General features: G+C 38.5%; 24 protein-coding genes. 13 read left to right on the plus strand and 11 right to left on the minus strand.

All coding sequences use genetic code 11. The annotated features are described in order from the left end of the window. Positions 1-10: 10 nt before the first annotated feature. The 5 genes from ACFO5T_RS09315 (at position 11) to ACFO5T_RS09335 (ending at position 4,860) form a co-directional block, all read left to right on the plus strand. Positions 11-688: a hypothetical protein gene (locus ACFO5T_RS09315; protein WP_380033821.1), complete on the plus strand. Its 678-nt coding sequence runs from the start codon at positions 11-13 to the stop codon at positions 686-688. Positions 689-714: 26 nt separating this feature from the next. Further along, on the plus strand, positions 715-1,449 hold the full coding sequence (locus ACFO5T_RS09320) for an SCO family protein (RefSeq protein ID WP_299147583.1): 735 nt from the start codon (positions 715-717) through the stop codon (positions 1,447-1,449). A 1-nt stretch (position 1,450) separates the two neighbouring features. Next, a complete protein-coding gene (locus ACFO5T_RS09325) occupies positions 1,451-1,996 on the plus strand; it encodes a DUF420 domain-containing protein (protein WP_380033824.1) in 546 nt (181 codons plus the stop codon). Further along, complete coding sequence (locus ACFO5T_RS09330) at positions 1,997-2,266, plus strand: hypothetical protein (protein WP_380033826.1); 270 nt, start codon at positions 1,997-1,999, stop codon at positions 2,264-2,266. It begins immediately after the preceding gene. A 128-nt stretch (positions 2,267-2,394) separates the two neighbouring features. Next, on the plus strand, positions 2,395-4,860 hold the full coding sequence (locus ACFO5T_RS09335) for a TonB-dependent receptor (RefSeq protein WP_380033828.1): 2,466 nt from the start codon (positions 2,395-2,397) through the stop codon (positions 4,858-4,860). A 145-nt stretch (positions 4,861-5,005) separates the two neighbouring features. Here ACFO5T_RS09335 and ACFO5T_RS09340 read toward each other — a convergent pair whose 3' ends face one another. Both ACFO5T_RS09340 and ACFO5T_RS09345 read right to left on the minus strand, forming a co-directional pair. Further along, complete coding sequence (locus ACFO5T_RS09340; protein ID WP_380033830.1) at positions 5,006-7,225, minus strand: TonB-dependent receptor; 2,220 nt, start codon at positions 7,223-7,225, stop codon at positions 5,006-5,008. Positions 7,226-7,314: 89 nt separating this feature from the next. Next, positions 7,315-7,677: a hypothetical protein gene (locus ACFO5T_RS09345; protein WP_380033832.1), complete on the minus strand. Its 363-nt coding sequence runs from the start codon at positions 7,675-7,677 to the stop codon at positions 7,315-7,317. Positions 7,678-7,951: 274 nt separating this feature from the next. Between ACFO5T_RS09345 and ACFO5T_RS09350 the strand changes: the two genes are divergently transcribed. From ACFO5T_RS09350 to tsaB, 7 genes are all read left to right on the plus strand, one after another. Continuing rightward, on the plus strand, positions 7,952-8,653 hold the full coding sequence (locus tag ACFO5T_RS09350) for an ABC transporter ATP-binding protein (protein WP_380033834.1): 702 nt from the start codon (positions 7,952-7,954) through the stop codon (positions 8,651-8,653). Continuing rightward, on the plus strand, positions 8,646-9,890 hold the full coding sequence (locus ACFO5T_RS09355; RefSeq protein ID WP_035327234.1) for an ABC transporter permease: 1,245 nt from the start codon (positions 8,646-8,648) through the stop codon (positions 9,888-9,890). Before ACFO5T_RS09350 ends, ACFO5T_RS09355 begins: the two co-directional genes overlap by 8 nt. A 44-nt stretch (positions 9,891-9,934) precedes the next feature. Then, the gene (locus tag ACFO5T_RS09360; protein ID WP_380033836.1) at positions 9,935-11,194 is read left to right on the plus strand and encodes an ABC transporter permease; all 1,260 of its coding nucleotides are present in this window, start codon (positions 9,935-9,937) and stop codon (positions 11,192-11,194) included. Between the two features lie 22 nt (positions 11,195-11,216). Continuing rightward, positions 11,217-12,383, plus strand: coding sequence for an efflux RND transporter periplasmic adaptor subunit (locus ACFO5T_RS09365; RefSeq protein WP_380033838.1), 1,167 nt, complete (start codon positions 11,217-11,219; stop codon positions 12,381-12,383). Between the two features lie 136 nt (positions 12,384-12,519). Then, a complete protein-coding gene (locus ACFO5T_RS09370) occupies positions 12,520-13,977 on the plus strand; it encodes a TolC family protein (protein WP_380033840.1) in 1,458 nt (485 codons plus the stop codon). Positions 13,978-13,982: 5 nt separating this feature from the next. Beyond that, entirely contained in the window at positions 13,983-15,263 is a 1,281-nt protein-coding gene (locus tag ACFO5T_RS09375) for an efflux RND transporter periplasmic adaptor subunit (protein WP_380033842.1), read from the plus strand. 4 nt (positions 15,264-15,267) lie between these two features. Next, positions 15,268-15,945 (plus strand): tRNA (adenosine(37)-N6)-threonylcarbamoyltransferase complex dimerization subunit type 1 TsaB, encoded by a 678-nt coding sequence (gene tsaB, locus ACFO5T_RS09380; RefSeq protein ID WP_380033844.1) that lies wholly within the window; start codon positions 15,268-15,270, stop codon positions 15,943-15,945. A gap of 71 nt (positions 15,946-16,016) precedes the next feature. On the opposite strand, the gene ACFO5T_RS09385 is transcribed toward tsaB, so the two are convergent. The 7 genes from ACFO5T_RS09385 to ACFO5T_RS09415 all read right to left on the minus strand — a co-directional run bounded on the left by ACFO5T_RS09385 (position 16,017) and on the right by ACFO5T_RS09415 (position 22,377). Next, complete coding sequence (locus tag ACFO5T_RS09385) at positions 16,017-16,835, minus strand: mechanosensitive ion channel family protein (protein ID WP_380033846.1); 819 nt, start codon at positions 16,833-16,835, stop codon at positions 16,017-16,019. 138 nt (positions 16,836-16,973) lie between these two features. Then, positions 16,974-17,819 carry a mechanosensitive ion channel family protein gene (locus ACFO5T_RS09390; RefSeq protein ID WP_038599180.1) on the minus strand — a complete coding sequence of 282 codons (846 nt, stop codon included), beginning with the start codon at positions 17,817-17,819 and terminating at the stop codon, positions 16,974-16,976. Positions 17,820-17,887: 68 nt separating this feature from the next. After that, a complete protein-coding gene (locus ACFO5T_RS09395; protein WP_417323387.1) occupies positions 17,888-19,927 on the minus strand; it encodes a thioredoxin domain-containing protein in 2,040 nt (679 codons plus the stop codon). 150 nt (positions 19,928-20,077) lie between these two features. Further along, positions 20,078-20,281 (minus strand): dodecin family protein, encoded by a 204-nt coding sequence (locus ACFO5T_RS09400; protein ID WP_380033851.1) that lies wholly within the window; start codon positions 20,279-20,281, stop codon positions 20,078-20,080. A gap of 195 nt (positions 20,282-20,476) precedes the next feature. After that, positions 20,477-21,307 (minus strand): TPM domain-containing protein, encoded by an 831-nt coding sequence (locus ACFO5T_RS09405; protein ID WP_380033853.1) that lies wholly within the window; start codon positions 21,305-21,307, stop codon positions 20,477-20,479. Beyond that, positions 21,307-21,747 carry a TPM domain-containing protein gene (locus tag ACFO5T_RS09410; RefSeq protein WP_038599201.1) on the minus strand — a complete coding sequence of 147 codons (441 nt, stop codon included), beginning with the start codon at positions 21,745-21,747 and terminating at the stop codon, positions 21,307-21,309. The genes ACFO5T_RS09405 and ACFO5T_RS09410 overlap by 1 nt, the downstream gene beginning before the upstream one ends. After that, positions 21,748-22,377: a LemA family protein gene (locus ACFO5T_RS09415; protein ID WP_380033855.1), complete on the minus strand. Its 630-nt coding sequence runs from the start codon at positions 22,375-22,377 to the stop codon at positions 21,748-21,750. A gap of 178 nt (positions 22,378-22,555) precedes the next feature. Here ACFO5T_RS09415 and ACFO5T_RS09420 point away from each other — a divergent pair, with 178 nt between their 5' ends. Then, positions 22,556-22,735: a hypothetical protein gene (locus tag ACFO5T_RS09420; RefSeq protein ID WP_148305664.1), complete on the plus strand. Its 180-nt coding sequence runs from the start codon at positions 22,556-22,558 to the stop codon at positions 22,733-22,735. Here the strand turns inward: ACFO5T_RS09420 and ACFO5T_RS09425 are convergent. Beyond that, entirely contained in the window at positions 22,719-23,048 is a 330-nt protein-coding gene (locus ACFO5T_RS09425) for a MerR family transcriptional regulator (protein ID WP_035327266.1), read from the minus strand. The two genes, ACFO5T_RS09420 and ACFO5T_RS09425, sit on opposite strands and share 17 nt — an antisense overlap. Then, positions 23,048-24,019 (minus strand): M23 family metallopeptidase, encoded by a 972-nt coding sequence (locus ACFO5T_RS09430; RefSeq protein WP_038599207.1) that lies wholly within the window; start codon positions 24,017-24,019, stop codon positions 23,048-23,050. Before ACFO5T_RS09430 ends, ACFO5T_RS09425 begins: the two co-directional genes overlap by 1 nt. Positions 24,020-24,079 lie beyond the last annotated feature (60 nt).

The following is a 24,079-nucleotide window of genomic DNA, read 5'->3' on the forward strand; positions in this document are numbered from 1 at the left end:
CTTTGTAATTATGAAAAAGAAACTCGTTCTGGTATCGCTTTTTGTCTTACCTATAGTTGCTTACCTCTTCTTTGCATCTGGTGTGTATAATTTTGCAAACTTGCCACTTGTTACAGAAAAGGTTGAAGATGTAAGCCGTTATGCAAGTCAAGAATACAAAGTTGTGCAAACGGCAGAGGTACCACTCACATTAAATAATCATATCACACTGGTAGGTTACCTAGGTGATGGTTTAATGCAAAATGAAGGATATACCGCAAACCTTAATTTGATGATCTTTAAATACTTTGAGAGGTATGATGATTTTCAAATGGTACTCTTTGTAAATAAAGGCAGTGAAGAGGTGGTAGAGGCTCTTAAAACAGAGCTTGCCCGTATTTTTGACACCTCAAAAATGCGTTTTGTAGTTGCAACAAAGGAGCAAACGGCAGCACATTTTAAATCACTTGACACAGGTTTATCTATGATGAGTGATGGAGGTCACCCTAATGTGTTCTTGATTGATAAAGCATTATCACTACGCTCTGGTCACGAAGACAAAAAAGCAAATGCTTACGGCTATGATTTTACGCAAGCTGTAGAGATGGGATACCTTAAGGATGATATTAAAATATTATTAGCCGAGTATAGACTAGCGCTTAAGAAAAATAACAATGCGAGTCCTAAGATAGAACAACGCAGAGATTAACAGTCGTTTATAGATTTTTTAAACAAATGAGAAAGAACACCTACATAGGCATCGCGGCCATCGTATTAATTTTTGGAATTATTGTAATCCCAAAAATATACAAGCGACTCGCAAATGATGATGTATCTCGCGGCGGAAGAATGCACCAAGAAGGTGGTGTACCTATAGAAGAAGCACCAGATGGTCTAGTGTATATTACTCAAAATGGTGTAGATCGTAAAGTGCCTCCTTTTAAGTTTGTAAATCAAGATAACGATACCATAAGCAATGCAGATTATAAGGGTAAGGTATATCTAGTGGAGTTTTTCTTTACAAGGTGTACAGATATCTGTATCCCTATGAGTCATAACCTGCAAGCTATAGCAAAGAAGTTTGAAGGTCGTGATGATTTCGGTATTGCCTCATTCTCTATAGATCCAGAGCACGACCAGCCAGAGGTGCTTAAACAATATCAACAAGATTACGGGGTAACTAACCCTAACTGGCATTTTATGACAGGTGATAGATCTGTGATACGCAAGTTGTCTAATGAAGGTTTTTACCTCGCAACAAATGAAGAAGGAGATGAGACAGATTTATATCACTCGGGACTTTTTGCACTTGTAGATCAAAACGGTTTTATAAGATCTAGACTTGACCCTTATGGAAACCCAAAGCCATATTATCGTGGTTTTGTGCCTATGGATAAAGTCGTTCCAGAAGGAGGCGAAACATCAGAAGTAGATATCTTAATAGAAGACATAAATAAATTATTAAAATAGTATGAGTACCCAAAACCCCACCGAAAAGAAATACAGAAACTGGATTATTATACTCTCTGTAGTGATACCCGTAGCTGTCGCTGTGCTTTTTACCATCAAGCTCAAAGATTTCGGATTAGATGTAGAACCACTTACCTTCTTGCCACCTATCTACGCTGGTATTAACGGGCTTACGGCACTTGTACTTATTCTTGCAGTAAGAGCTATAAAAAATGGTAATAGAGCAACACACGAGCGATTAATGAAGACTGCCATAGGTCTGTCTGTACTTTTTCTTTTAATGTATGTGGCATACCATATGACGTCAGACTCTACATCATTCGGCGGTGAAGGTTTTATACGATATGTATATTTCTTTATACTTATCACACACATCGCACTATCTATCATTATCATTCCGCTTGTGCTATTTACGTATGTTCGTGCGCTTGCAGAGCGATTTGATAAGCATAAAAAACTTGCTCGCATCACATACCCTATATGGTTATATGTTGCCATAACCGGGGTGATCGTTTACCTTATGATATCTCCATACTACGTGCACTAGATGAAATATATTAAGTACATCACTATTGTAATTGTTTTTTGTTGCGCTTTCGCGAAAGCGGACTTACAAGCAACCACCACTGTCGCAACTACACAGTGTGCAATGTGTCGCGCCGTTCTCGAGTCTGAAGAAGATAATAGTACTGCAAAGGGTATAAACAATGGTATTAAGTATCTAATGGTGATACCATACATCTTAGTAGGAGGCGTATTTTACTTTATTTATAAGTCAAAAAAGAAGGTCACTGCCGAGAATGGGGCAGATGAATAATCACTAGTTCTCTCCTTATATTTTCATCTTTTGTGATAAGGTTTTATTCTTTAACAAAACCTTAGTATAACTGGACTAAACCCAGCCGTAATTTGCGTGTCTCATAACAGAACCAAATTATCAAAGAGATGAAATATTTATTTACCCTCACCTTACTTGCATTTACTACGCTAGTGTTTGCACAGAGACCAGAGGGAGGAAGACCAGATGTAACTATCACTGGTAAAGTACTAGAGGCAGAGACTAACGTGCCACTAGAGTATGCAACGGTATCATTTACAAATAGTGAAGGTAAAGTCGTTACTGGAGGAATCACAGACCCAAACGGAAACTATAGTATAGAAGTAGCTGCTGGAGTATATGATGTAAAATTTGAGTTTATCTCTTTTGAGACCAAAGTTCTACCTGGTCAAAAGCTCTTTAAAAGCACAACGCTACCTACACAAGCACTGGCAATAGACTCACAATCACTAGATGAAGTAATTGTACGTGCCGAAACTACAGAGGTGCAGGTAAGACTAGATAAAAAAATATATAACATAGGTAAGGATCTTACTACAAGTGGTGCCACGGTAAGTGACGCTTTGAGTAATGTACCTTCTGTGACGGTAGATGTAGATGGGGCAATCGCGTTACGTGGTAATGAAAACGTGCGTATCCTTATAAATGGTCGCCCATCTGCTATTGCAGGTTTTGGCTCTGTAGATGCCTTGAGCCAGCTCCCGGCAGATGCTATTGAGCGTGTAGAAGTAATCACATCACCATCTGCACGTTATGATGCAGAGGGTACGGCAGGTATTCTTAATATTATACTAAGAAAAGAGAAAACACTAGGTCTTAATGGATCTATACAAACTAACGTGGGTGATCCAGAACGTTATGGTATCACGGGTAATATAAACTTACGTACAGACAAGTTTAATATCTTTAATACAACGGGCTATAGTAAACGTACATCGCCGGGTAATGCATTTTTTGAAAACAGATTCCTTTCTGATGATGTGACAAATCCTCTTATAGAAGAAACAAGAGAATTTGATAGAAACCGTGGTGGTTTCAACACTAACCTAGGGATAGAATACTTCTTGACAGAAAAGACTTCTGTTACCGCTAGCGGATTTTTAAGACTAAGCGATAACTCTTCTGGAACAGATAACTTTACAGATGAGTTTGATACAAACGGTGACCTTGCTATCTCTAGAACACGTCTAGAGCGCGAGGTAGAAGATGATAAAACCTACCAGTTATCTTTAAACTCTATTACAAAGTTTGATGAGAGCGGTCACGAGCTTACCTCTGCATTTCAATATGCAGTAAATGAAGAAACAGAACTTTCTACCATTACGGAGTTTAATACCTTCCCAATGGATGTAACCCTTCCTGCAGAAGATATTACTCAAATAGAAGATCAAACAGAGTACCTTGCACAAGTAGACTATGTAAGACCTATAGGTGAGAATGCTCAGTTTGAGTTTGGTTACAGAGGTAATTTTGAAGAAACAGTTACAGATTATACACTACTAGAACAAGAAGAAGCCGGCGGCGCTTTTATACGTGATGATGGTCTTTCTAATATCTTTACCTATAAAGAAGATGTACACGCTATATACACACAGTATGGTAATAAATTTGGAGACTTTTCATTTTTAGCTGGTCTGCGTTATGAGAACACAAGACAGCAAGGAGCTGTAGATGCTGTTGTAGAAGATAGCGATCTGGGTACTAATCTTGATTTTGATAATAAAACAGATGGTTTATTTCCTACACTTAACTTAACCTATGAGTTTAACGATCGTGAGAACCTTACACTAGGTTATAATAGAAGGATAAACAGACCTAGAGGGCGTTTTATAAACCCTTTCCCGTCACGTTCTAGTGAGGCAAACATTTTTCAAGGTAATCCAGATCTCGTACCATCATTTGCAAGTGCATATGACATAGGGTATTTAAAAAGATGGGATAAAGTGACACTTACTTCATCTATCTATTATCAGTATGAGACAGACTCTTTTGAGCGTATACAAGAAGATACAGGACTAGCCACGGCAAACGGAATTCCTATTATTAGAACCCTGCCTATTAACTTGAGCACAAACCAGCGATATGGAGCAGAGATGGGCGTTCTTTATAACCCAAAAAAATGGTTACGTCTTAACTTTAGTGCAAATGCATTTTTATTTGAAACGGAGGGTGAGTTTAATGGTGTAGATTATGGGGCAAGTAACTTTAGTTTCTTTACAAGGGGTAGTGCAAAAGTGACATTGCCGTACAAAATAGACTGGCAAACTAATGTGTTTTATAGAGGGCCACGTAACAATGCTCAAACGGAAACAAAAGGATTCTTGTTTACCAACCTCGCTTTTAGTAAAGACATTCTTAATGATAATGCTACGATAGCTTTTAACGTAAGTGACGTCTTTAACTCAAGTAAAAGGCAGTCACTTACTCAAACAGACTCTTTTGTGAGTGATAGTGAGTTTCAGTTTCGAGTGCGTTCGTTTAACCTAGCATTTACATACCGTTTTAATCAGAAAAAACAACGATCAAGAGGTAACCGCGGTGGCGGTGATGATGACGGTGATTTTGAAGGATAATTGTTATTAATAGATTAAGATGTTAGAAAAATCTCCCGTGTTTATCGGGAGATTTTTTTTGTTACGCTTTCGCGAAAGCGTATATAAAACCCACAAAAAAAGGGCGATTATATAAATCGCCCTTAAAAAATGTGAGTTAGTGATTCTAAAAAGTCACAGCTATTTTTCCTCTTATAAAGAAAGGAGTACCCGGTGTAAAATGAATCTCTTCTACAGGAGCCGGCTCGTTAAAAAGTCTGCTTTCTGTTGCAAATTGTGTTTCATTCCACTCCGTGTCAAATAGGTTTTCTATAATGATTCCATAAGTCCAGTTGTTTACTTTATAATTAAGGTTCATATCTGTAATAAAGTAACCCTCTGCAATAATAGAATTGTCTTCATTTGCAGCTCTGTCATCTATATATCTATACGCAAGAGAACCCGAAAAGGCTCCTAGGTTATCTACATTAATACCCCCTACAGCTGTAAAATCTGGTGCGAGAGGAATTAAATCTGCTCCGTCTGGCTCATCTGTACTCCTAGCATAGGTGTAATTTACATCTGAGTAAGCATATAGCCAGTCGTTAAACTGGTAGCGAGCCCCAAGCTCAACACCCACTCTACGGGAGCGACCGCTAGGTTCTACAATACCTGCATCACCTACATACACAAATTCTTGATCTAGAAAAAGACTCCATAGCGCTGCATTTACCACTAGCCTGCTTGCAGGTTTTATAATTGTACCTATGTCAATACCATAGGCAGCGGGTAAAATATCTTCCCCTTCATTTGCCACAACGACACGCGTGTCATTAGAGTGGAAACCTACACCTGTTTTTAAGAAATATTGAAAGGTAGTAGAGGGTGTATAAATTACATTAAGCTTAGGACTTACAGCAACTTTGTTCTCGCTAGGGTTGTCATAAACCGCGCTAAGCTTGTTGTTGTAATCAAATTTAAAATAATCAAGACGTAGCGAAGGATTAATATTCCAGTTACCTTTTTTAAACTCGGCATTAAAAAATGCAAACGCATTAAGCTCATCTACATCACCATAAGAAAGTCTTTCAAGCGTCTCACGACGATTTTTTGTGCGCGACAATTCAACGTCATTTACGTCATTATATCTAAAGCCAGCACCAGCTTGATAATCTAGATCAAAGCTAGCAAGTTCTTTCCCTTTTCTCTCAAAGGTGCTATTCACTCCCATTAGTAAACGATCTTCATATTGCTTTATCTGATCTCCGTTTATAGGATCTTCTAAAAAGAAGGTGAAATTTGAGAACAACTCAAAGTTGTATTTAGATAGAAAAGCATTTGTGGTAAACGAGTCGTTTTCATTTAAGTTCTTGGTGTAGCTTAGAGACACATTACTACGGCTTGTGTTGCCGCCCTCTGTGTCATCTATAGCCCCAAAACGATCTATTAACCCTGCGTCTACAGCGCGCTGTGGTATTTGTCCAGAAGCGTCCCATTTACTTTGGAAGTGCGATACAGTGAGGTCAAGCTTTTCTTCACCAGGGCGGTCATAAACGTACTTACTCATAAGGTTAATACGGTTGAAATTTTGAGGTGAGTTTACAGGTCCATCTGTAAGATAAACTTCAGAAGCTAGGTATAGCGAATTATAATCACTATTGATAACAGGAAATAAGCCTGTAAAGCGTTGCGTGTTAAACTGGCCAACTTCTAGCGTGACTTGGTTTTTTTCTAAAACATCTTTTAGCTTTAAATCAATATATCCAGCTGTTGCAAAATTACCTTGACTTGCAGTAAAAGGTCCTTTGCCAAATTCTATATTATTTATAGTTTCTGGTATGACAAAGTGTAGATCTGAGTACCCTTGGCCGTGAGCGTGAGATACCATATTTACGGGCAGTCCATCTACGCTAAGCGCGAGATCTGTACCGTGATCTATATCAAAACCTCGTAAAAATATCTGTTCTGCCTTACCACCACCGGCGTGTTGACCTATAATGAGGCCAGGCACTTTCCTTAAAATCTCTTGTGAGGACTTAACAGGGTTGTTTTTTACATCTATATCAACAATGCGACTTAGTTGATCTACTTCAGAAACTATCACAATTTGATCTAGAGAGACTGATGATGGTGTTAGTATTACTTGCAACGACGTTTGTTGATCTGTAATTACTTCAAGCAGGGTCTCGTGACCTATGCGTGAGAAGTATAACGAGTCGCCTTTTTTTGTATTAGGTATGGCAAAATAACCTGTAGTGTTAGTATGACTATGTTGTCCAGAGGTTTTATTAAAAATGTTTACGTCTTCTAGTGGAGACGAGTTAGTGTCTAATACGACACCTGTTATAGATTGCCCATATAACGGGATAATAAAGAGCATAGCAAATACTCCAATAAGGAATTTCATATAATATAATTTGATAATTGAATTTTGAGAATGGCATATAGCTTCCCTAGTCCCGAGTGGGTTTAGAGATAAGCTTGATAAAAGGTAATTTATGCTTGTGGGGGCTCAAAAGGCAACCATCTTATAGAGGTATATAGTTTTAAAAGATAGTAGTAATTGTCCTTTTTGGTATGAGCTTGTAGATTTGAAGGCGTTGTGTATCTAGAGATAGATAATCTCTTATCTGTATTATAATTTTCTTTTTTTTGAGGAACTTCCTTATCTAAATCTGTGTTAAATAGCTTGACGAGTAAGTCTATGCTTTGGTGGCTGTGTTGAGGATTATTTACTGTCAGATTAGAGTGCTCGTTATGATGGTGAGCACCGTGATGTGCGCTTTGTGCTATAGCGTGCTCAATAGTGTGGGCCAGTTCTATAATAGCCTCCTTTGTTGAAGAGACAAAACATATCACTGCAATGCACAAGGTTATTGAGCTTAATGAATTTGATATGTGTTGCTTTTGTTTCAGAATGTTTGGTTGTTAATTATAGAATCTACGTTTATTTCTTAGGTAGGGTTTCATTTTAACAAAACCCTAACAATTTCAACTGTAACACATAATCACCTTAATAGTCTATAATACTATACACTACCGACGACTAACCAAAAACAACCCGAAGTAGTCTTAACAAGAATTTTGCAATATGTAACAGATTATCTGTCTATATTGTTATAAAGTGCTGACTATGATTGAAATAAAAGATTTACATAAATCATATCAAATGGGGAGCAACTCGCTTCACGTTCTAAAGGGAATAAATTTTTCTGTAAAAGAGGGAGAGCTGGTTTCTATAATGGGGTCTTCAGGATCTGGTAAATCAACTTTGCTTAATATTCTAGGTATGCTAGATGAGGCAGATAAGGGAACGTATAATCTAGATAATGTTCCTATAAAAAATCTTAATGAAAAGGTTGCCGCACAGTATAGAAACAAATTTCTAGGTTTCATTTTTCAGTCATTTAATCTTATCAATTATAAAAATGCGTTAGATAATGTCTCTATGCCGCTTTATTACCAAGGTATGAAGCGCGCAGAGCGAACAGATAGAGCTATGCATTACTTAGAAAAGGTAGGCCTTGCACAATGGGCAACACACCTGCCTAGTGAAATGTCTGGAGGTCAAAAACAAAGAGTTGCCATCGCGAGAGCACTAGCAAGTGACCCAAAAGTACTACTGGCAGATGAGCCTACAGGAGCACTCGATACAAAAACTTCTTACGAAGTAATGGATCTCATACAAGGTATAAATGATGAGGGTAAGACCATACTTGTGGTAACACACGAACCAGATATTGCAGAGATGACTAAGCGCATTGTAAATCTAAAGGACGGTCGCATCATAGATGACTCTGTTGTAAATCAAGTAAAAGCAAGTTTACATGTTTGATGTAGAGCGCTGGCAAGAAATATTTGAAACTATAGGTAAGAACAAGCTTCGCACCTTTCTCACTGGGCTATCTGTAGCTTCGGGTATTTTCATATTAGTCATTCTTCTAGGTTTTAGTACGGGTATTCAGAAAGGGGTAAAAACACAATTTGCTCAAGATGCAGAGAGCCGAGTAAATGTATGGACAGGTGTTACTACAAAAGAGTACGCAGGTCTCAATCCTGGACGTCGTATCCAGATGCACAATAGTGATTTAGAAAATGTAGATCAAAAATTTGGTGAAGCAATAGAACATCAAACTGGTTTATACAATATCTGGGGAGGACTTGTTAACTACGGCAACGAAACAGGTAATTATAGAATAGAAGGCGCAAACTACGGACAGCAGTTTATTGAGAATGCTGGGCTATCTGCAGGTAGATTCTTGACTCAGAAGGATGAAGAAGAAGGTGTTAAAGTTGCCATCATAGGCCAGAAGGTAAAAAACGACCTTTTTAAAACAGAGCAAGCAGTAGGAGCAACTATTAAAATTATGGGTATAAACTTTCTAGTAGCGGGAGTATTTACAGACCCTGGAGGAGAGCGTGAGGAGTCTCGTATTTTTATACCACTCAGCACGGCACAACGCGTTTTTAATGCAGGAGACAAGTTAAGGTCTATGGCATTTACAGTAAAAATGTCTGATAATTTTGACGAAGCCGTAGCACTTTCGGCAGCAGTGAGTCAAGGTATAGAAGATGAGATTAAGTCTAGATATCAAATCTCACCAGATGATCGTAGCGCCGTACGCGTGCGTTATAATCTGGAAGAAGCACAAAAAATTTATAGCCTCATAGATACCATACGTATGGTGTTCTGGTTTGTAGGCATAGGTACAATTATAGCAGGCGTGGTAGGTGTAAGTAACATAATGCTCATCATTGTAAAAGAACGTACTAAGGAGATAGGTGTGCGCAAAGCACTAGGAGCATTACCAAGCTCTATAATCGGGATGATATTGCAAGAGTCTATTTTTATAACTGCAATAGCTGGCTTTTTAGGGCTGTTTTTAGGTGTTGGGTTATTAGAGTTAATAGGCCCACAGATTGATAGTGATTTCATCAAGTTTCCTCAGGTAGATTTTGTGACTGCGATGTCAACAGTAATTATTCTTATTGTAGCGGGGGCCCTTGCAGGTTACATACCAGCAAGAAGAGCGGCAAATATTAGACCTATAGAAGCATTAAGAGATGAGTAGTATGGAGAGCTATACCGCTTTCGCGAAAGCAAAAAAAGAATATAATGTTTAGTAAAGATCGTTGGAACGAAATACTAGAAGCACTTAACGCAAACAGGTTTAGAACCCTGCTTACGGCATTTGGTGTGTTTTGGGGAATACTCATTTTGGTTTTACTACTTGCACTTACTAACGGGTTGAAGAATGGCGTTTCGGCAGATTTTGGTGACTTTGCCACAAACTCGATGTTTATGTGGTCACAAGGAACCTCGATGTCATATAAGGGTTTGCCTAAGGGACGTTATTTCAATTTCAAATTAGAAGATGTAGAGGTTTTACGGGAGAAGTACCCACAGTTAAAATATATATCACCTAGAAATCAGTTAGGAGGTTATAATGGAGCAAATAATGTCACCTATAAAGAGAAGACAGGCGCTTTTAGTGTGTATGGTGATTACCCAGAATTTATAAAACAGCAACCACAAGATATTACTTCTGGTCGCTACATCTCTTATTCTGATATAGAAGAGAAAAGAAAAATATGCGTCATAGGTGAAGATGTGGTTAAGGGGCTGTATGACAAAGGTGAAGAACCGCTTAACACCTATATTAAAATAAACGGCGTCAACTTTCTGGTGGTTGGAACTTTTAGAGACCCTAAGAGTAGTGGAGATGCAGAGGAGTCTGCAAATACAATTTTTGTTCCTTTTACTACATTTTCGCAGGCTTTTAATCGTGCAGATAATGTAGGGTGGATGGCTATAACGGCTCACGATGGTACAAGTATCACCAGTATAAAAGAACAAGTTTTTACGACAATGAGAGAGCAGCGCTCTATTCATCCAGATGATAAAAGAGCCATAGGACATTTTGACCTTGCCGAAGAGTTTGGGAGAGTGATGGGGCTATTCTCAATACTCACTTTTGTAGGATACTTCGTGGGGTCTCTTGTACTACTTTCTGGAGTGATCGGGATAAGTAACATTATGCTCATAGTAGTAAAAGAACGTACCAAAGAGATAGGAGTACGTCGCGCTCTAGGTGCAACACCTTGGGAGATTAAATCTCAAATATTACAAGAATCACTAGTACTCACTATAATTTCTGGTATGGCTGGTATTGCAGTTGCTGCTGGATTTATATGGGTAATGAATAGTATACTAGATCAAGTAGGTAAGGTAGATAACTTTGCAAATCCTTCTGTAAATATTACAGTAATTTTTATCGCCCTAGCTATACTCATTATCTCTGGTTTGCTCGCTGGTTTTATACCTGCGACAAGAGCTATACAAATGAAACCAATAGACGCATTAAGAATAGAATAATACAATCCAATCATATAATAGAATGAAACGCACAGGAACCATAATCACGCTCGTACTAATCGCTGTATTTTTCACCATAGGTATCTGGTATATCTATACAAAAGATAAGCAAGACCCAGTGGTATACACCACAGAGCAAGCGACTAATCGTACAATTGTAAAGAAAACAGTTGCGACGGGAAGTATTGTCCCAAAAGAAGAAGTGCTCATAAAACCTAACATTTCTGGTATTATCAAAGAGGTGTATGTAGAAGCGGGTGATAATATTAAAGCTGGTGACCTTATTGCCCAGATAGATGTAGTGCCTAATGTATCATCACTTACTAATGCAAAAAATAATATTGCAGGAGCAAAAACTACTGTAGAGACAGCGAGACTAGCACTTGCAAACCAAAAGAGCATTTATGATAGGCAGAAAGCGCTTTTTGATAAAGGTGTAATCTCTGCAAATGATTTTGATAATATTAGAAATACCTATAACGCTGCAGAGCAAAGACTCAAGCAAGAGCAGGTAAACCTGCGTAGCGCTTCTCAAAATTATGACATTATAAAAACGGGAACCACCAGTGGCTTAGGTAACGCAGCAACTACTCAAATACGATCTACTATTACAGGTATGATTCTGGACGTGCCAGTAAAAGCCGGTAACCAGGTAATAGAGGCAAATAACTTTAATGATGGTACCACCGTTGCTACGCTAGCAGATGTTGAAAAGATGATCTTTGAAGGTAAGGTAGACGAGAGCGAAGTGGGTAAAATAAAAGAAGATTTACCACTTGAGATTACGGTAGGAGCTATAGAAAATAAAGTTTTTGATGCTACCCTAGATTACATCGCTCCAAAGGGCGTTGCCGAAAATGGCGCCATACAATTTGAAATAAAAGGAACCCTAGCAAAGAAGGATGACGATACCTTCATACGTGCAGGCCTTAGTGCAAATGCAAGTATTATTTTAGAAAAGGCAGAAGATGTACTCTCTATAAAAGAAGCGCTTGTACAATACGACCCAAAAACAAAAACACCTTATGTTGAGGTGGCTACGGGAGATCAAGAGTTTGAGAGACGTGATATAGAAGTAGGAGTAAGCGATGGCATCTTTGTAGAGGTAAAGAGCGGTATCACAGCAGATGATAATATCAAAGTTTGGAATCAACTTAAAGCACCAGCAGGATTTGGTGGAAGGGGATAAACCCCTTGATTAAGAGCGGGTAGGAGTTTCTTTTTTACGCTTTCGCGAAAGCGTACACCTATACCGAAAAAAAATAATTAACAGTTTTTGTAACATATAACCGTTTCAATAGTCATATTGGACATCAATCTAGATTATGAAAAAAGCCATTTTATTTTGTATCACAGCCTTACTAGCTCTTACCACCTTCGGGCAGGAGAGAAAGTGGACTCTTCAAGAATGTGTACAGTATGCGATAGAGAATAATATCAACATACAGCAAACTACGCTAGACCTTGAATCAGCAGCTATAGATAAATCTGATGCCGTAGGAGCATTTTTACCTACACTTAATGGTACTGCTAGTAACAGCTGGCAGACAGGTCTAACGCAAAACGTTCTTACCGGGGTACTAGAATCACAACAAACACGTAACTCGTCTTTTGGAGTAAGCTCAGGAGTACGATTAATTAATGGTTTTAGAAACCATAAAGTACTAGATAGAGCAGAGCTTAGTAAAATAGCGGCAGACTATAATGTTGCAAAGCTCAAAGATGATGTAGCACTTAATGTTGCCGTAGCTTACCTACAAGTATTACTTGCAAAGGAAAGTGCAAAGGTGATAATTACACAAAACGCGGTTACACAAGAGCAAATAGATCGCACTCAAGAGCTGGTAGACGGAGGTGTATTACCTAGAGGAGACTTACTTGAGATAAGAGCTACAAATGCAAGCGAAAGACAACGTATCGTTGCTGCCGAAAATTCAATAGCGATAGGACTTGTAAATCTTGCACAGCTACTTAATATTTCAGATTTTGAAAATTTTGATATCGCAGATGGTAATTATACTGTTCAAGGCGAGAGTATACTTGAGACACAACCAGAAGTACTTATAAGTTCTGCAAAAGACAATAGATACGACGTAAAAATCGCCGAACAAAATGAGGCGATTGCACAAAAAGATCTTGAGATAAGCAAGACTGGGCTATACCCCACACTAGATGCATTTTTTAATTATAATACTAGAGAGTCTAACAGAGCAAGTGGTTTTAATACGATTCTTGATCCAGATAATCCAGTTATAGATTCTGGTAACCCTATAGGAGTAGTAGGTGCTACAGGAGATGTGGTAACCAGCTTAACGCCTAATATTATAGGAGGCAATGAGATAGGTCCTCTACCATTTATAGAGCAGTTATATCTTAATGATGGTATTTCTTATGGTTTATCTTTGCGAGTGCCTGTTTTTAATGGATGGAGTACAAAAAATCAAATAAAGCGTAGCAAGGTAAATGTGATGCGTGCAGAGTATCAGAAAGAGCTTGCCGAGCAAAACTTAAGAACAGCAGTTTACCAAGCGTATACAGATGCAAAAGCTGCAAAAGAAAGTTATGAAGCAGCAAAACTTGCTGTAGAGTCACAAGAGCTAGCTTATCAATATGCAAAAGACAGGTATGATGTAGGGCTTACTAACGCTTTTGATTTTAGCCAGAGTAAATTACGTTATGATAACGCACAGATAGAACTTGCACGTTCTAAATATGATTATATTTTCCGCATAAAGGTATTGGAGCTCTATTTTGGAGTGCCAGTTACCGAACTAAAATTCTAACCAAAATGAGTAAAAAAACACTTTTCATCTTACTAGGTATTGTTGCCATTGTAATTGTAGCATTAATAGCCGGCAAGAAATCTGGGGCGTTCGGTAAAACCGGAAACTTTAAGGCTGTCGAGACTCAAAAAATTGAGAGAGCAACGATTATTGAAACAGTTGCAGCCACAGGTAAAATACAACCAGAAATAGAAGTAAAGCTCTCTTCTGAAGTATCTGGAGAGATAATAGATTTACCTATTAAAGAGGGGCAAGATGTTAAGAAGGGTGACCTGCTGGTTAAAATCAACCCAGACTTAGTACAAGCACAAGTGAGCCAGTCTCAAGCAGCTTTACAAAATAGTCGTGCTGGTTTATCACAAGCAGAGGCCACGCTCAACCAGGCAAAACTTACTTTTGAACGTAACAAACCACTTTTTGATAAAGGGGTTATTTCAAAGGCAGATTTTGAGCGTGCAGAGTCTGACTACCAGATAGCACAGGCTAATCGCCAGAGTGCCTTTTATAATGTACAGAGTGTAGCTGCACAAGTAAAGCAAGCTACAGATAACTTAGGACGTACCTCTATCTTTGCACCACGTGATGGTACCATCTCAATGCTTAATGTTGAGCTAGGTGAGCGAGTAGTGGGTACAGCACAAATGGCAGGTACAGAAATTGTGCGCGTTGCAAACCTTCAAAATATGGAGGTAGAGGTAGATGTAAACGAAAATGATATCGTAAAAATACAAGTAGGTGACTCTACCATTGTAGAGGTAGATGCATATCTTAAAAAGAAATTTGCAGGAGTAGTTACAGAGATTGCAAACTCTGCTCAAGCAACCCTCACAGCAGACCAGGTTACAAATTTTAAAGTAAAAGTACGTATCCTTGAGGAGTCGTATAAAGATCTTCTAGAGGGTAAAAAAGATACTTACTCACCGTTTAGACCAGGGATGACGGCAACGGTAGATATTATAACAAAAAAACGTAATGATATTCTAGCTGCTCCTATAAGCGCTATAGTTGTAAAAAGTGATACTAGTGCGACTAAGAGATCTAGTGCAAAAGCAAGTGATGTTACCTCAGATGAGAAGTTTGAGTGTGTATTTATAAAAGATGGCGACACCGCAAAGCTCAAAGTTGTAACTACAGGTATACAAGATGATTCAAAAATTGAAATTCTCTCGGGCCTTGAAGAAGGAGATGAGATCATTACAGGGCCTTATAGCTTAGTAGCAAAATCACTCAAAACAGGCGATAAGGTAGAGCTAGAAAATCAAGAAGAAAAGAATACAGAAGAATAAAAGAATGACACACATATTATGTCTAGAGACAGCCACCACAAATTGTTCGGTGGCTTTGTCTATTAATGGAGAAGTCGTGATGATGCAGGAGGATAATGCAAAGAAGTATTCTCACGCAGAGCGGCTGCACACTTTTATTAAAGAAGTTTTAGATAAAGCAGGTGTTGCTCAAGAAAAACTAGATGCCATAGCGGTAAGTAAAGGCCCAGGGAGTTATACGGGGCTGCGTATAGGAGTTTCGGCGGCAAAAGGTCTCTGTGCTGCACTAGATATACCTTTAATAGCTGTAGAGACGCTTAGATCGCTTTCGCGAAAGCAAAACCTAACTCATAATGAGCTTGTAGTACCTATGCTAGACGCCCGCCGTATGGAAGTGTATAGCGCTATTTATGATAGTGAGGGGAATGTTATAAGAGGTACAGAAGCACAAATACTAGATGAAACCTCTTTTACCAAATATTTAGATAAGAACATTGTGCACTTTATAGGTAATGGAGTTGAAAAATTTAAAGAAGTGTGTACACACCCTAATGCTAGATTTGTAACTAATGAATTGCCTAGCGCTGCGCAAATGGCAGCTATTTCAGACCAAAAGTTTACAGAAGGATTGTTTGAAGATGTAGCTTATTTTGAACCTTATTATCTCAAAGATTTTATTGCTGGCAAGCCTAAGAAAAAATAAGCACAGCTTTATAAATGACAAACGCCCTTAATGTAAATATTAAGGGCGTTGTCATTATGAGGGACTTGATATTATGCCTCTTTCTGTATCTCGACAGCGTGAGGGTAAGGTATTTCAATTCCAGCTTTGTCAAGCTCGATTTTACAGTTTTCAATAGTTTGGAAGTACACATCCCAGTAGTTTTCTGGTGTTGCCCACGGGCGTACCTCATAGTTTACAGAGCTCTCTGCAAGTTCACCCATATTTACAGATGGAGCAGGTACTTTAAGTACATTTTCTTGAGACTCCATAGCACGCATTAGGGCTTCTTTGGTAGCTTTAATATCTGCGTCGTATGATACACCTATTGTAAGGTCTACACGTAGTTCTCCTAGCTCTGTATAGTTCTTTATATTACCATTAGATAGTGCACCGTTAGGTAAGATTACTAGCTTATTACCTGGTGTAGATATTTTTGTAGTAAAGATTTGAATCTCTGTCACAACACCTATTTCGCCTTGAGCTTCTATAAGATCTCCTACTTTAAAAGGTTTGAAAAGTATTAAAAGTACACCTCCAGCAAAGTTAGATAATGATCCTTGTAGAGCAAGGCCTACCGCAAGACCAGCAGCAGCAAGTATCGCTGCAAAAGAAGCGGTGTCTATACCTAATTGACCTAAAATAGCAATGATAAGAAGTACTAGCAATATGGTTCTTACTAGGTTAGACAAGAACTTTTCTAGGGTCTTGTCCATATTTTTATTCTTCTCGAGCATTTTTTTGAAAACTTTCATAAGTTTTCCAATAACCCATTTACCTACAGTCCATATGACAACGGCCATAAGTATTTTAAGCCCGTATTCTGAACCTTTTTCGATAGCTAGATCAATCCATTTTTGATAGTCTTCCATTACAATGTTTTTAGTTTAAGTTGTTTTGATACTTTAAAACTAAAAAAAACGCCCATAATAAAAATTATGAGCGCGTTATATTCTTGTAATTATTTAATAATAAGCATAGGTCTATACTTATGTGTCTTTCATCTATAACTATTCTTGTTTGTACAGATGCACATCACGCTGCGGGTAAGGTATTGTGATGCCTTGAGCCTCTAGTCTTTCTTTTCCTTCTTCAAGCACGGTCCATCGTAAGTTCCAAAAATCATCTATATGTGCCCAATACCTTAATGAGAGATTAACGCTGCTATCGCCTAGTTCTGCGAGCACTATCATAGGTTCTTTTCCTTCTATTTGTAACACAGTTTCTTGCTCATTTACTAAATCTAGTAGAATGTTTTTTGCAAGCTTCACATCGTCGTCATAACCTATTCCAAAAGTAAGGGCTTCTCTACGTATTCCCTCTTCTGTAAAGTTTACAATGGTTTCATTAGATAATTGTCCATTAGGGATGATAGCAAGTTGGTTTCCAAAAGTATTGAGCTTGGTCTGGAAAATAGAAATTTCCTTTACGGTTCCCTCTTGTCCTTGGGCTTTTATAAAATCTCCTACTTTAAATGGTCTAAGTAATAGTATGAGCACACCACCAGCAAAGTTTGCAAGTGACCCTTGTAGCGCAAGACCTATGGCAAGACCTGCAGCACCTATTATAGCCACAAGTGATGTGGTTTTTACTCCCAGTTGGGTAATAACTGTAACAAAAAGTATAATTTTAAGTGTCCAGTTTATAAGGTCTTGAGCAAATTTTTCTAAAGTAGGATCATAGTCTCTATGCTCAAAAAACTTGCGAGTAAAACGTTTTATGAGGCGTATAATCCAGAGACCTACAAATAACAATATAAGTGCACTTATAAATCCTGGGATAAAAGCCCATATCCAGTTTGCAGCGCGTTTTATATATTCTTCGTACTGGCTTAGTGTACTTAAGGGGTCGTTCATAACAATGTATTTTTTACAAAGTTGAAAATAACCCCTAAGGTTCTATAAAATGTCGGGATAAACTTCTGTTAAAGTTCTATGAGTTTTAAGGCTTCCTTAACTGTTTTTACTGGTAGTTTACACGCATTGTTAACGCATACATAAATTAATGTTTCACCTTCTAGGTATCTGCCTTCAAAAATTTCTTGTTTACTAGCGGTAGTAGTGGCAGCAATTAATTTATTTGGCAAATATTCTTGTTCTAATTCTGCGAGAATGTTTTGAGCATCTGGCCCTACCACTACAAGCTCATAATAAGGCTTTGTGTAGTTGAGCATAAGGTCCATCCAGTTAGAAAAACTAGTAGGGCTTTGTGTGAAGTTAGGCTGCATATTATTGAGCATAGCAGCTGCGGTATCTGTATATGTTTTATCTAGATAATAGTGCGATAGGGTAAAAATGTTTTTTGCCATTATCGAGTTTGATGACGGGATCACGTTATCATAAAACTCAGTGTTTCTAGAAGACAGCGTAGGGTCTTCGTTTGAGGTGAAAAAGAAGAGTTTATTTTCTGCGTTTTGAAAGTGAGTAAACGTATAGTCTGTTAGACTTTTTGCCTTCTCTAGCCATTGCTCATCCATAGTGACCTCAAAAAGGGCAATAAAAGCATCTATAGTTGCAGCATAATCTTCAAGGTATGCATTTATAGTGCTCTTGCCATCTTTATAGGTTCTATTAAGACCTCCATCTTTACGAAGCAGATTGCCTACCACAAAATTTGCATTCTTGAGAGCTGCGTCGAGAAATTCCTTTTCGTCAAATACGCGGTAGGCGTCTACATATCCTTTGGTCATTAAGCCATTCCAAGAGGTGAGAATTTTGTCATCTAGCCGCGGTTTTTCTTTTTTGCTTTCGCGAAAGCGTAATAAATCCTCACGCCACTTACTCTTTTTAGTGGTAAGCTCTTCTAGCGAAATCTCGTGCTCCTTTATAAAATTTGTATCTAGATCTTGTCTTATAAGCACATAGAGATCATTCTCCCACTTACCGTAATCATTGATGTTGTAATAAGCGCTAAAGAGTTCAAAATCATCTCCTACAAGGTTCTTAAGCTCCTCTTCTGTCCATACATAATAAGCACCTTCTTCTAGTTCACCGTCTGGGGTAAGGCTATCTGCATCTAGCGCGCTGTAAAAACCTCCCTGAGCAGTGGTCATTTCTCGTTTTATAAACTCGAGTGTCTCATATACAGTTTCTTTATAGAGCGGATTTTTAGTCTTTAAGTAAGCGTTTGAATAAAGGCTCACGAGCTGAGCGTTATCATATAGCATTTTTTCAAAATGGGGGATATGCCATTTTGTATCAACACTATACCTCGCAAAGCCACCGCCTACTTGGTCATTTACCCCGCCAAAGGCGATTTGCTCTAATGTGGTATTTACATATTCCAGTATCTCGTCATCATTATTTTGATGTGCGTAGCGCAGTAAGAATTCATAATTATTAGGCATCATAAACTTTGGCGCTCTGTTGAGACCACCTTGACGAGTGTCCCATTGTCGTGACCACTTCTCAATAGATGTTTGGAGTGTATCTATAACAAAGCTGGGTTTATTAGGGTTAGGTGTTACAAGGTCCATTTGAGCAAGCCCCGTACCTAGCTTATCTGCATACTCCACCAGCTTGTTAGGGTCTGATGTGTAGATGTCTGCAACTTGACCTAGCGCGTTGAGCCAGTCTTCTTTTGGAAAATAAGTGCCACCCCATACTGGTCTTCCATCTGGCAATGCTACAGCATTAAGAGGCCAGCCACCGCGACCTGTCATAAGCTGTACAGCATTCATATATACATTATCTACATCTGGTCTCTCCTCGCGGTCTACTTTTATATTTATAAAATTTTCATTCATAAATTGAGCGACCAGAGTATCTTCAAAACTCTCGTGCTCCATCACGTGACACCAGTGACACGATGAGTATCCTATACTTACCAGTATGAGCTTATTTTCTTTTTTTGCTTGAGCGAGCGTTTCGTCGTTCCAGGCTTTCCAGTCTACAGGGTTGTGGGCGTGTTGTAAAAGGTAAGGACTTGTTTCTTTTATAAGGTCGTTTGTATAATCGTGTTGCATAGTAGTGTCGGTTTTCCCCTCACAGCTTGTAATGAGAATCGCAGTAATAAAGGCAAGTACAGGGATATGTAATTTCATAAGGTAAAAATACAAACAAAAAAAGTCCCACTTTAGAGCGGGACCTTATATAGCTCTTTAAAAAGCCTCTTATTATTTTACTTCAAAAGTAATCTTACAGTTCATACGGTATTCTTTAATTTTTCCGTCTTCACCTACTACACAGTTTTGCTCATTTACATATAAAGAGCGTATGTTTTTAAGAGACTTGCTTGCGTGCTCGAGCGCATTTTCTGCTGCGTTTTCCCAGCTTTTTTCTGAACTTGCTAATACTTCTATTACTTTTAATACTGCCATTTTATTGGTTTTAAGAATTAATAAATTGTTGTTTTCCTTAAAGTTAAGCAATATGTTAGTAATAAGAGTGCGAGGTGTTTAGAATATTAAGATTAGTCTAGTTGTGAATTACATCGTGAGTTTATGCAGCTTATCGATACTCAGTTCATTTTCTAAATAAAAGATGCAATAGGCCTTTGTAGATAAAATAAGAACTTACCAACCTCCAGAAGCACCACCGCCGCCAAAGCCGCCACCGCCAAAACCTCCCCCAAAGCCACCGCCGCCTCCAAAGCTGCCGCCACCTCCAAAGGAACCGCCACCGCCACCAAAACCGCCGCGCCCCATATTACTGAGTATAATAACGTCTAGTAGTGAGCCAGTTCTTCTAGTACCGTTACCACCGTCACGACCACCACCACGGTGATTGTTACGACTTATGATAATCAATATGATGACAAAGAAGATAAACATTAAGATAGGTTGTATGGGGAAACCACTATCCTCTGGTCGAGAGCCTGTAAAATTACCCTGCAACCCTTGAAAGATAGCATCTGTACCTTGGTCAAGGCCTGCATAAAAATTCCCCTGTTTAAATTGCGGAATCATTATGCGATTTATGATTTGCTCTGCGTCACGATCTGAGATAATACTCTCAATACCATAGCCAGTATTGATATCAATCTTTCGGTCGTCTTTTGCTAGGAGTATAAGAATCCCATTGTCTTCATCTGCCTGACCTATTCCCCATTTTTGTCCCCATTTTGCACCTAGCATATCGAGACCTTCACCGTTTGATGATGAGATTACAGCAACTACAATTTGTGTTGAGGTGGTATCACTATACTTAATAAGTTTACGTTCTAAAGCGTTTTTTTGACCTTCAGAGAGTAAACCTATATAGTCATAAACAGCATCTGGATTTGCCTTGGTGGGTTTATCTGGTATTGTGTATTGTGCAACTGCCGTTATACTCACAATACAGAGAAGAAGTGTGAGTACGCTTTCGCGAAAGCGGAATCCCATAAAAAATTCTTTTTCTAGCATTAAGAAGTCGTTATTTCGTCTGGAAGTTCATTTACATCTCCGTGCTTCCACGGAAAGTATTGTGCAAGCTTCTCACCAGCACAGCGCACCCCATCTATAAGTCCATCACGGAAGTTGTCTTGCTTAAACTGAGCAATTATTTTGTCTTTTGTAGACTCCCAGAAGTCTGCAGGAACCTTGTTGTTAATCCCCCTGTCGCCACAAATGGCAAGTTTATGATCATCTACAGCTACATAAATGAGCACGCCGTTTTCATCTTTAGTATTGTCCATTTTAAGTAGGTGAAATAACTCTTGAGCACGCACTAGAGCATCCTTTTTAGAATGATGCTCTAGGTGCACTCTTATTTCTCCAGAGGTCTGTTGCTCAGACTCGCGTATGGCTGTAATGATAGCCTGCTCATCTTCTTTGCTTAAAAAGTCTTCTACCGTAGATGCCATCTAGCTTCCAAAATCAAATTCTACATTTGGAGCATTTTCTGATCCTGCATCTGCCTCAAAGTATTCCATCTCAGAGAATTTACCAATGAAATTGTTTATAAAGTTATTCGGGAATTTTTTGATGTGTACATTGAAAGGTTTCACTGATTCATTAAAACGATTTCGTTCTACATTGATGCGGTTCTCTGTGCGTTCTAACTCATTGATAAGTTCCTTAAAATTTTCATTTGCCTTAAGATCCGGGTAACGTTCAAAAACAGCTAAAAGTCGAGATAGCGCAGAGGTAAGACCTTCTTGAGCTTGTTGGAATTGCTTTAATTGTGCTGGAGTAATATTAGATGGATCTATTGTAATAGAAGTTGCTTTAGAGCGTGCTTCGATAACACCTATAAGTGTGCTTTGCTCAAATTCTGCGTACCCTTTTGCTGTGTTTACTATGTTAGGTATAAGGTCTGCACGACGTTGATAAGAGCTTTGAACATTAGCCCATTGAGATGTAGCATTTTCTTGGAGATCTATTGCTGTATTGTAAAATTTAGGTCCTACTGCAAATGCAATAACTACTGCAATAACAGCACCTATTAGTATAATTCCAAGACACCCTAGACCTGCGATTTTAGTTTTATTCATAATATAAATTGGTTTTGATTGTTAGTTGTCTTATAGTAGTATTTGTTACACACTACCATTCTAGTAGCAAGGTACTAATTTATGTAACTATTAAGGATAAGGTTTTGTTAAGAGGGCCTAGTCATAACATTTTATGTATGATTTTTGCACTCTTATCGACTTAATGAATAAATTGTTTATGACCTTAAAACTAATACATATACTCGGCTCTATGGGATTGCTCGGTGTTTTTACCGGACTATACCATTTGGTTTATGGAGATTATGCTGTGATGAGTTTTTGTGCTGTTTTAGTAAGTACACTATTTATCATACTCGCTATAATAGATATAGCAAGGCAATCTAGAGGTCACCTTTAATCTCTAGCAACTGCGCCTTTACGCCTTCTAGCTTGCGTATAATGTCAAAGTTGCTCAAGATTTCCTTTTTTCCTTCCTTAAGATGGATTTTTGCGCCTTCTAGTGTAAAGCCACGCTCTTTTACTAGGTGATAGATAAGCTCTAAATTCTTAATGTCACTTGGAGTAAACTTACGAGTGCCACGCGCATTCTTTTTAGGTTGAAGCACGTCAAACTCTTTCTCCCAGAAGCGCAGGAGCGATGCGTTTACATCAAAGGCCTTTGCAACCTCACCTATACTATAATATCGCTTTTCTGGAAGATCTATGTGCATTAGTCAAGTGATTGATTTTCTAGTGCAGCGGCAGCTAGCATAATATCATACTCCTCAGGAGTAAGATCATTGTGATAAAAATTTACTGGGTTTACCACCTTACCGTTTTTCCAAACTTCGTAATGTAGGTGTGGTCCAGATGAGAGGCCGGTGTTACCTACATAACCTATGATCTCTCCACGTTTTACCTTGCGTCCTACTTTTGTATTGTACTTGCTCATATGAGCATAGTAGGTTTTGTACCCAAAACCGTGTTCTATAATTACCATCTTACCATACCCGCTACCTAAACCTACTTTTGTTACAGTACCATCACCGGTTGCATAAATAGGTGTACCTGGAGGGGCTGTAAAATCCATCCCATTGTGCATTTTTCTATACTTTAAAATAGGGTGTACACGCATACCATAACCAGAGGCAACTCTAGAGAGGTCCTTGTTTTGTACCGGTTGTATGGCTGGTATAGTTTTGAGAAGAGCTTCTTTTTCTTCGGCGAGTTTTGCAATCTCGTCTAGTGATTTAGATTGTATAACAAGTCGTTTTGTGATCTGGTCTATACGCTTAGCGCTATTTGTAATTAGAGCAGAGTTGTCATAACCCTCAAGGTTTTTATAACGGTTTACTCCTCCAAAACCGGCTAGACGCACATCATTAGGTATAGGACTTGCTTCAAAGAGTACGCGGTATACATTATTATCACGCTCTTCTACATTTGCAAGCACGCGTTCTATCTGATCGAGTTTTTTTTCTTGCATCTCAAACTGCAGAGACATATTTGCAAGTTCTCTCTCTAACTTACGTTCTTTAGGCGTATCTACACCAGAGTTAAATACAGCAATTGTTATAAGAAGCCCCATAAGAGCAGAAGAAGCAATAAATATAAGTGCGGCTCCAAAGGTGCGTCCCTTTTTTCGCTCTACTTTTCGGTAAGATAGTGTCTCACTATCATAGTAATATTTTACCTTAGACATAAGTTAAAATGCTTATTTTTGAGGTTTATTTATGGAGCTGTGCGCTTTCGCGAAAGCGTG

This window comes from Dokdonia genika (assembly GCF_042652845.1).
Lineage (GTDB): Bacteria > Bacteroidota > Bacteroidia > Flavobacteriales > Flavobacteriaceae > Dokdonia > Dokdonia donghaensis.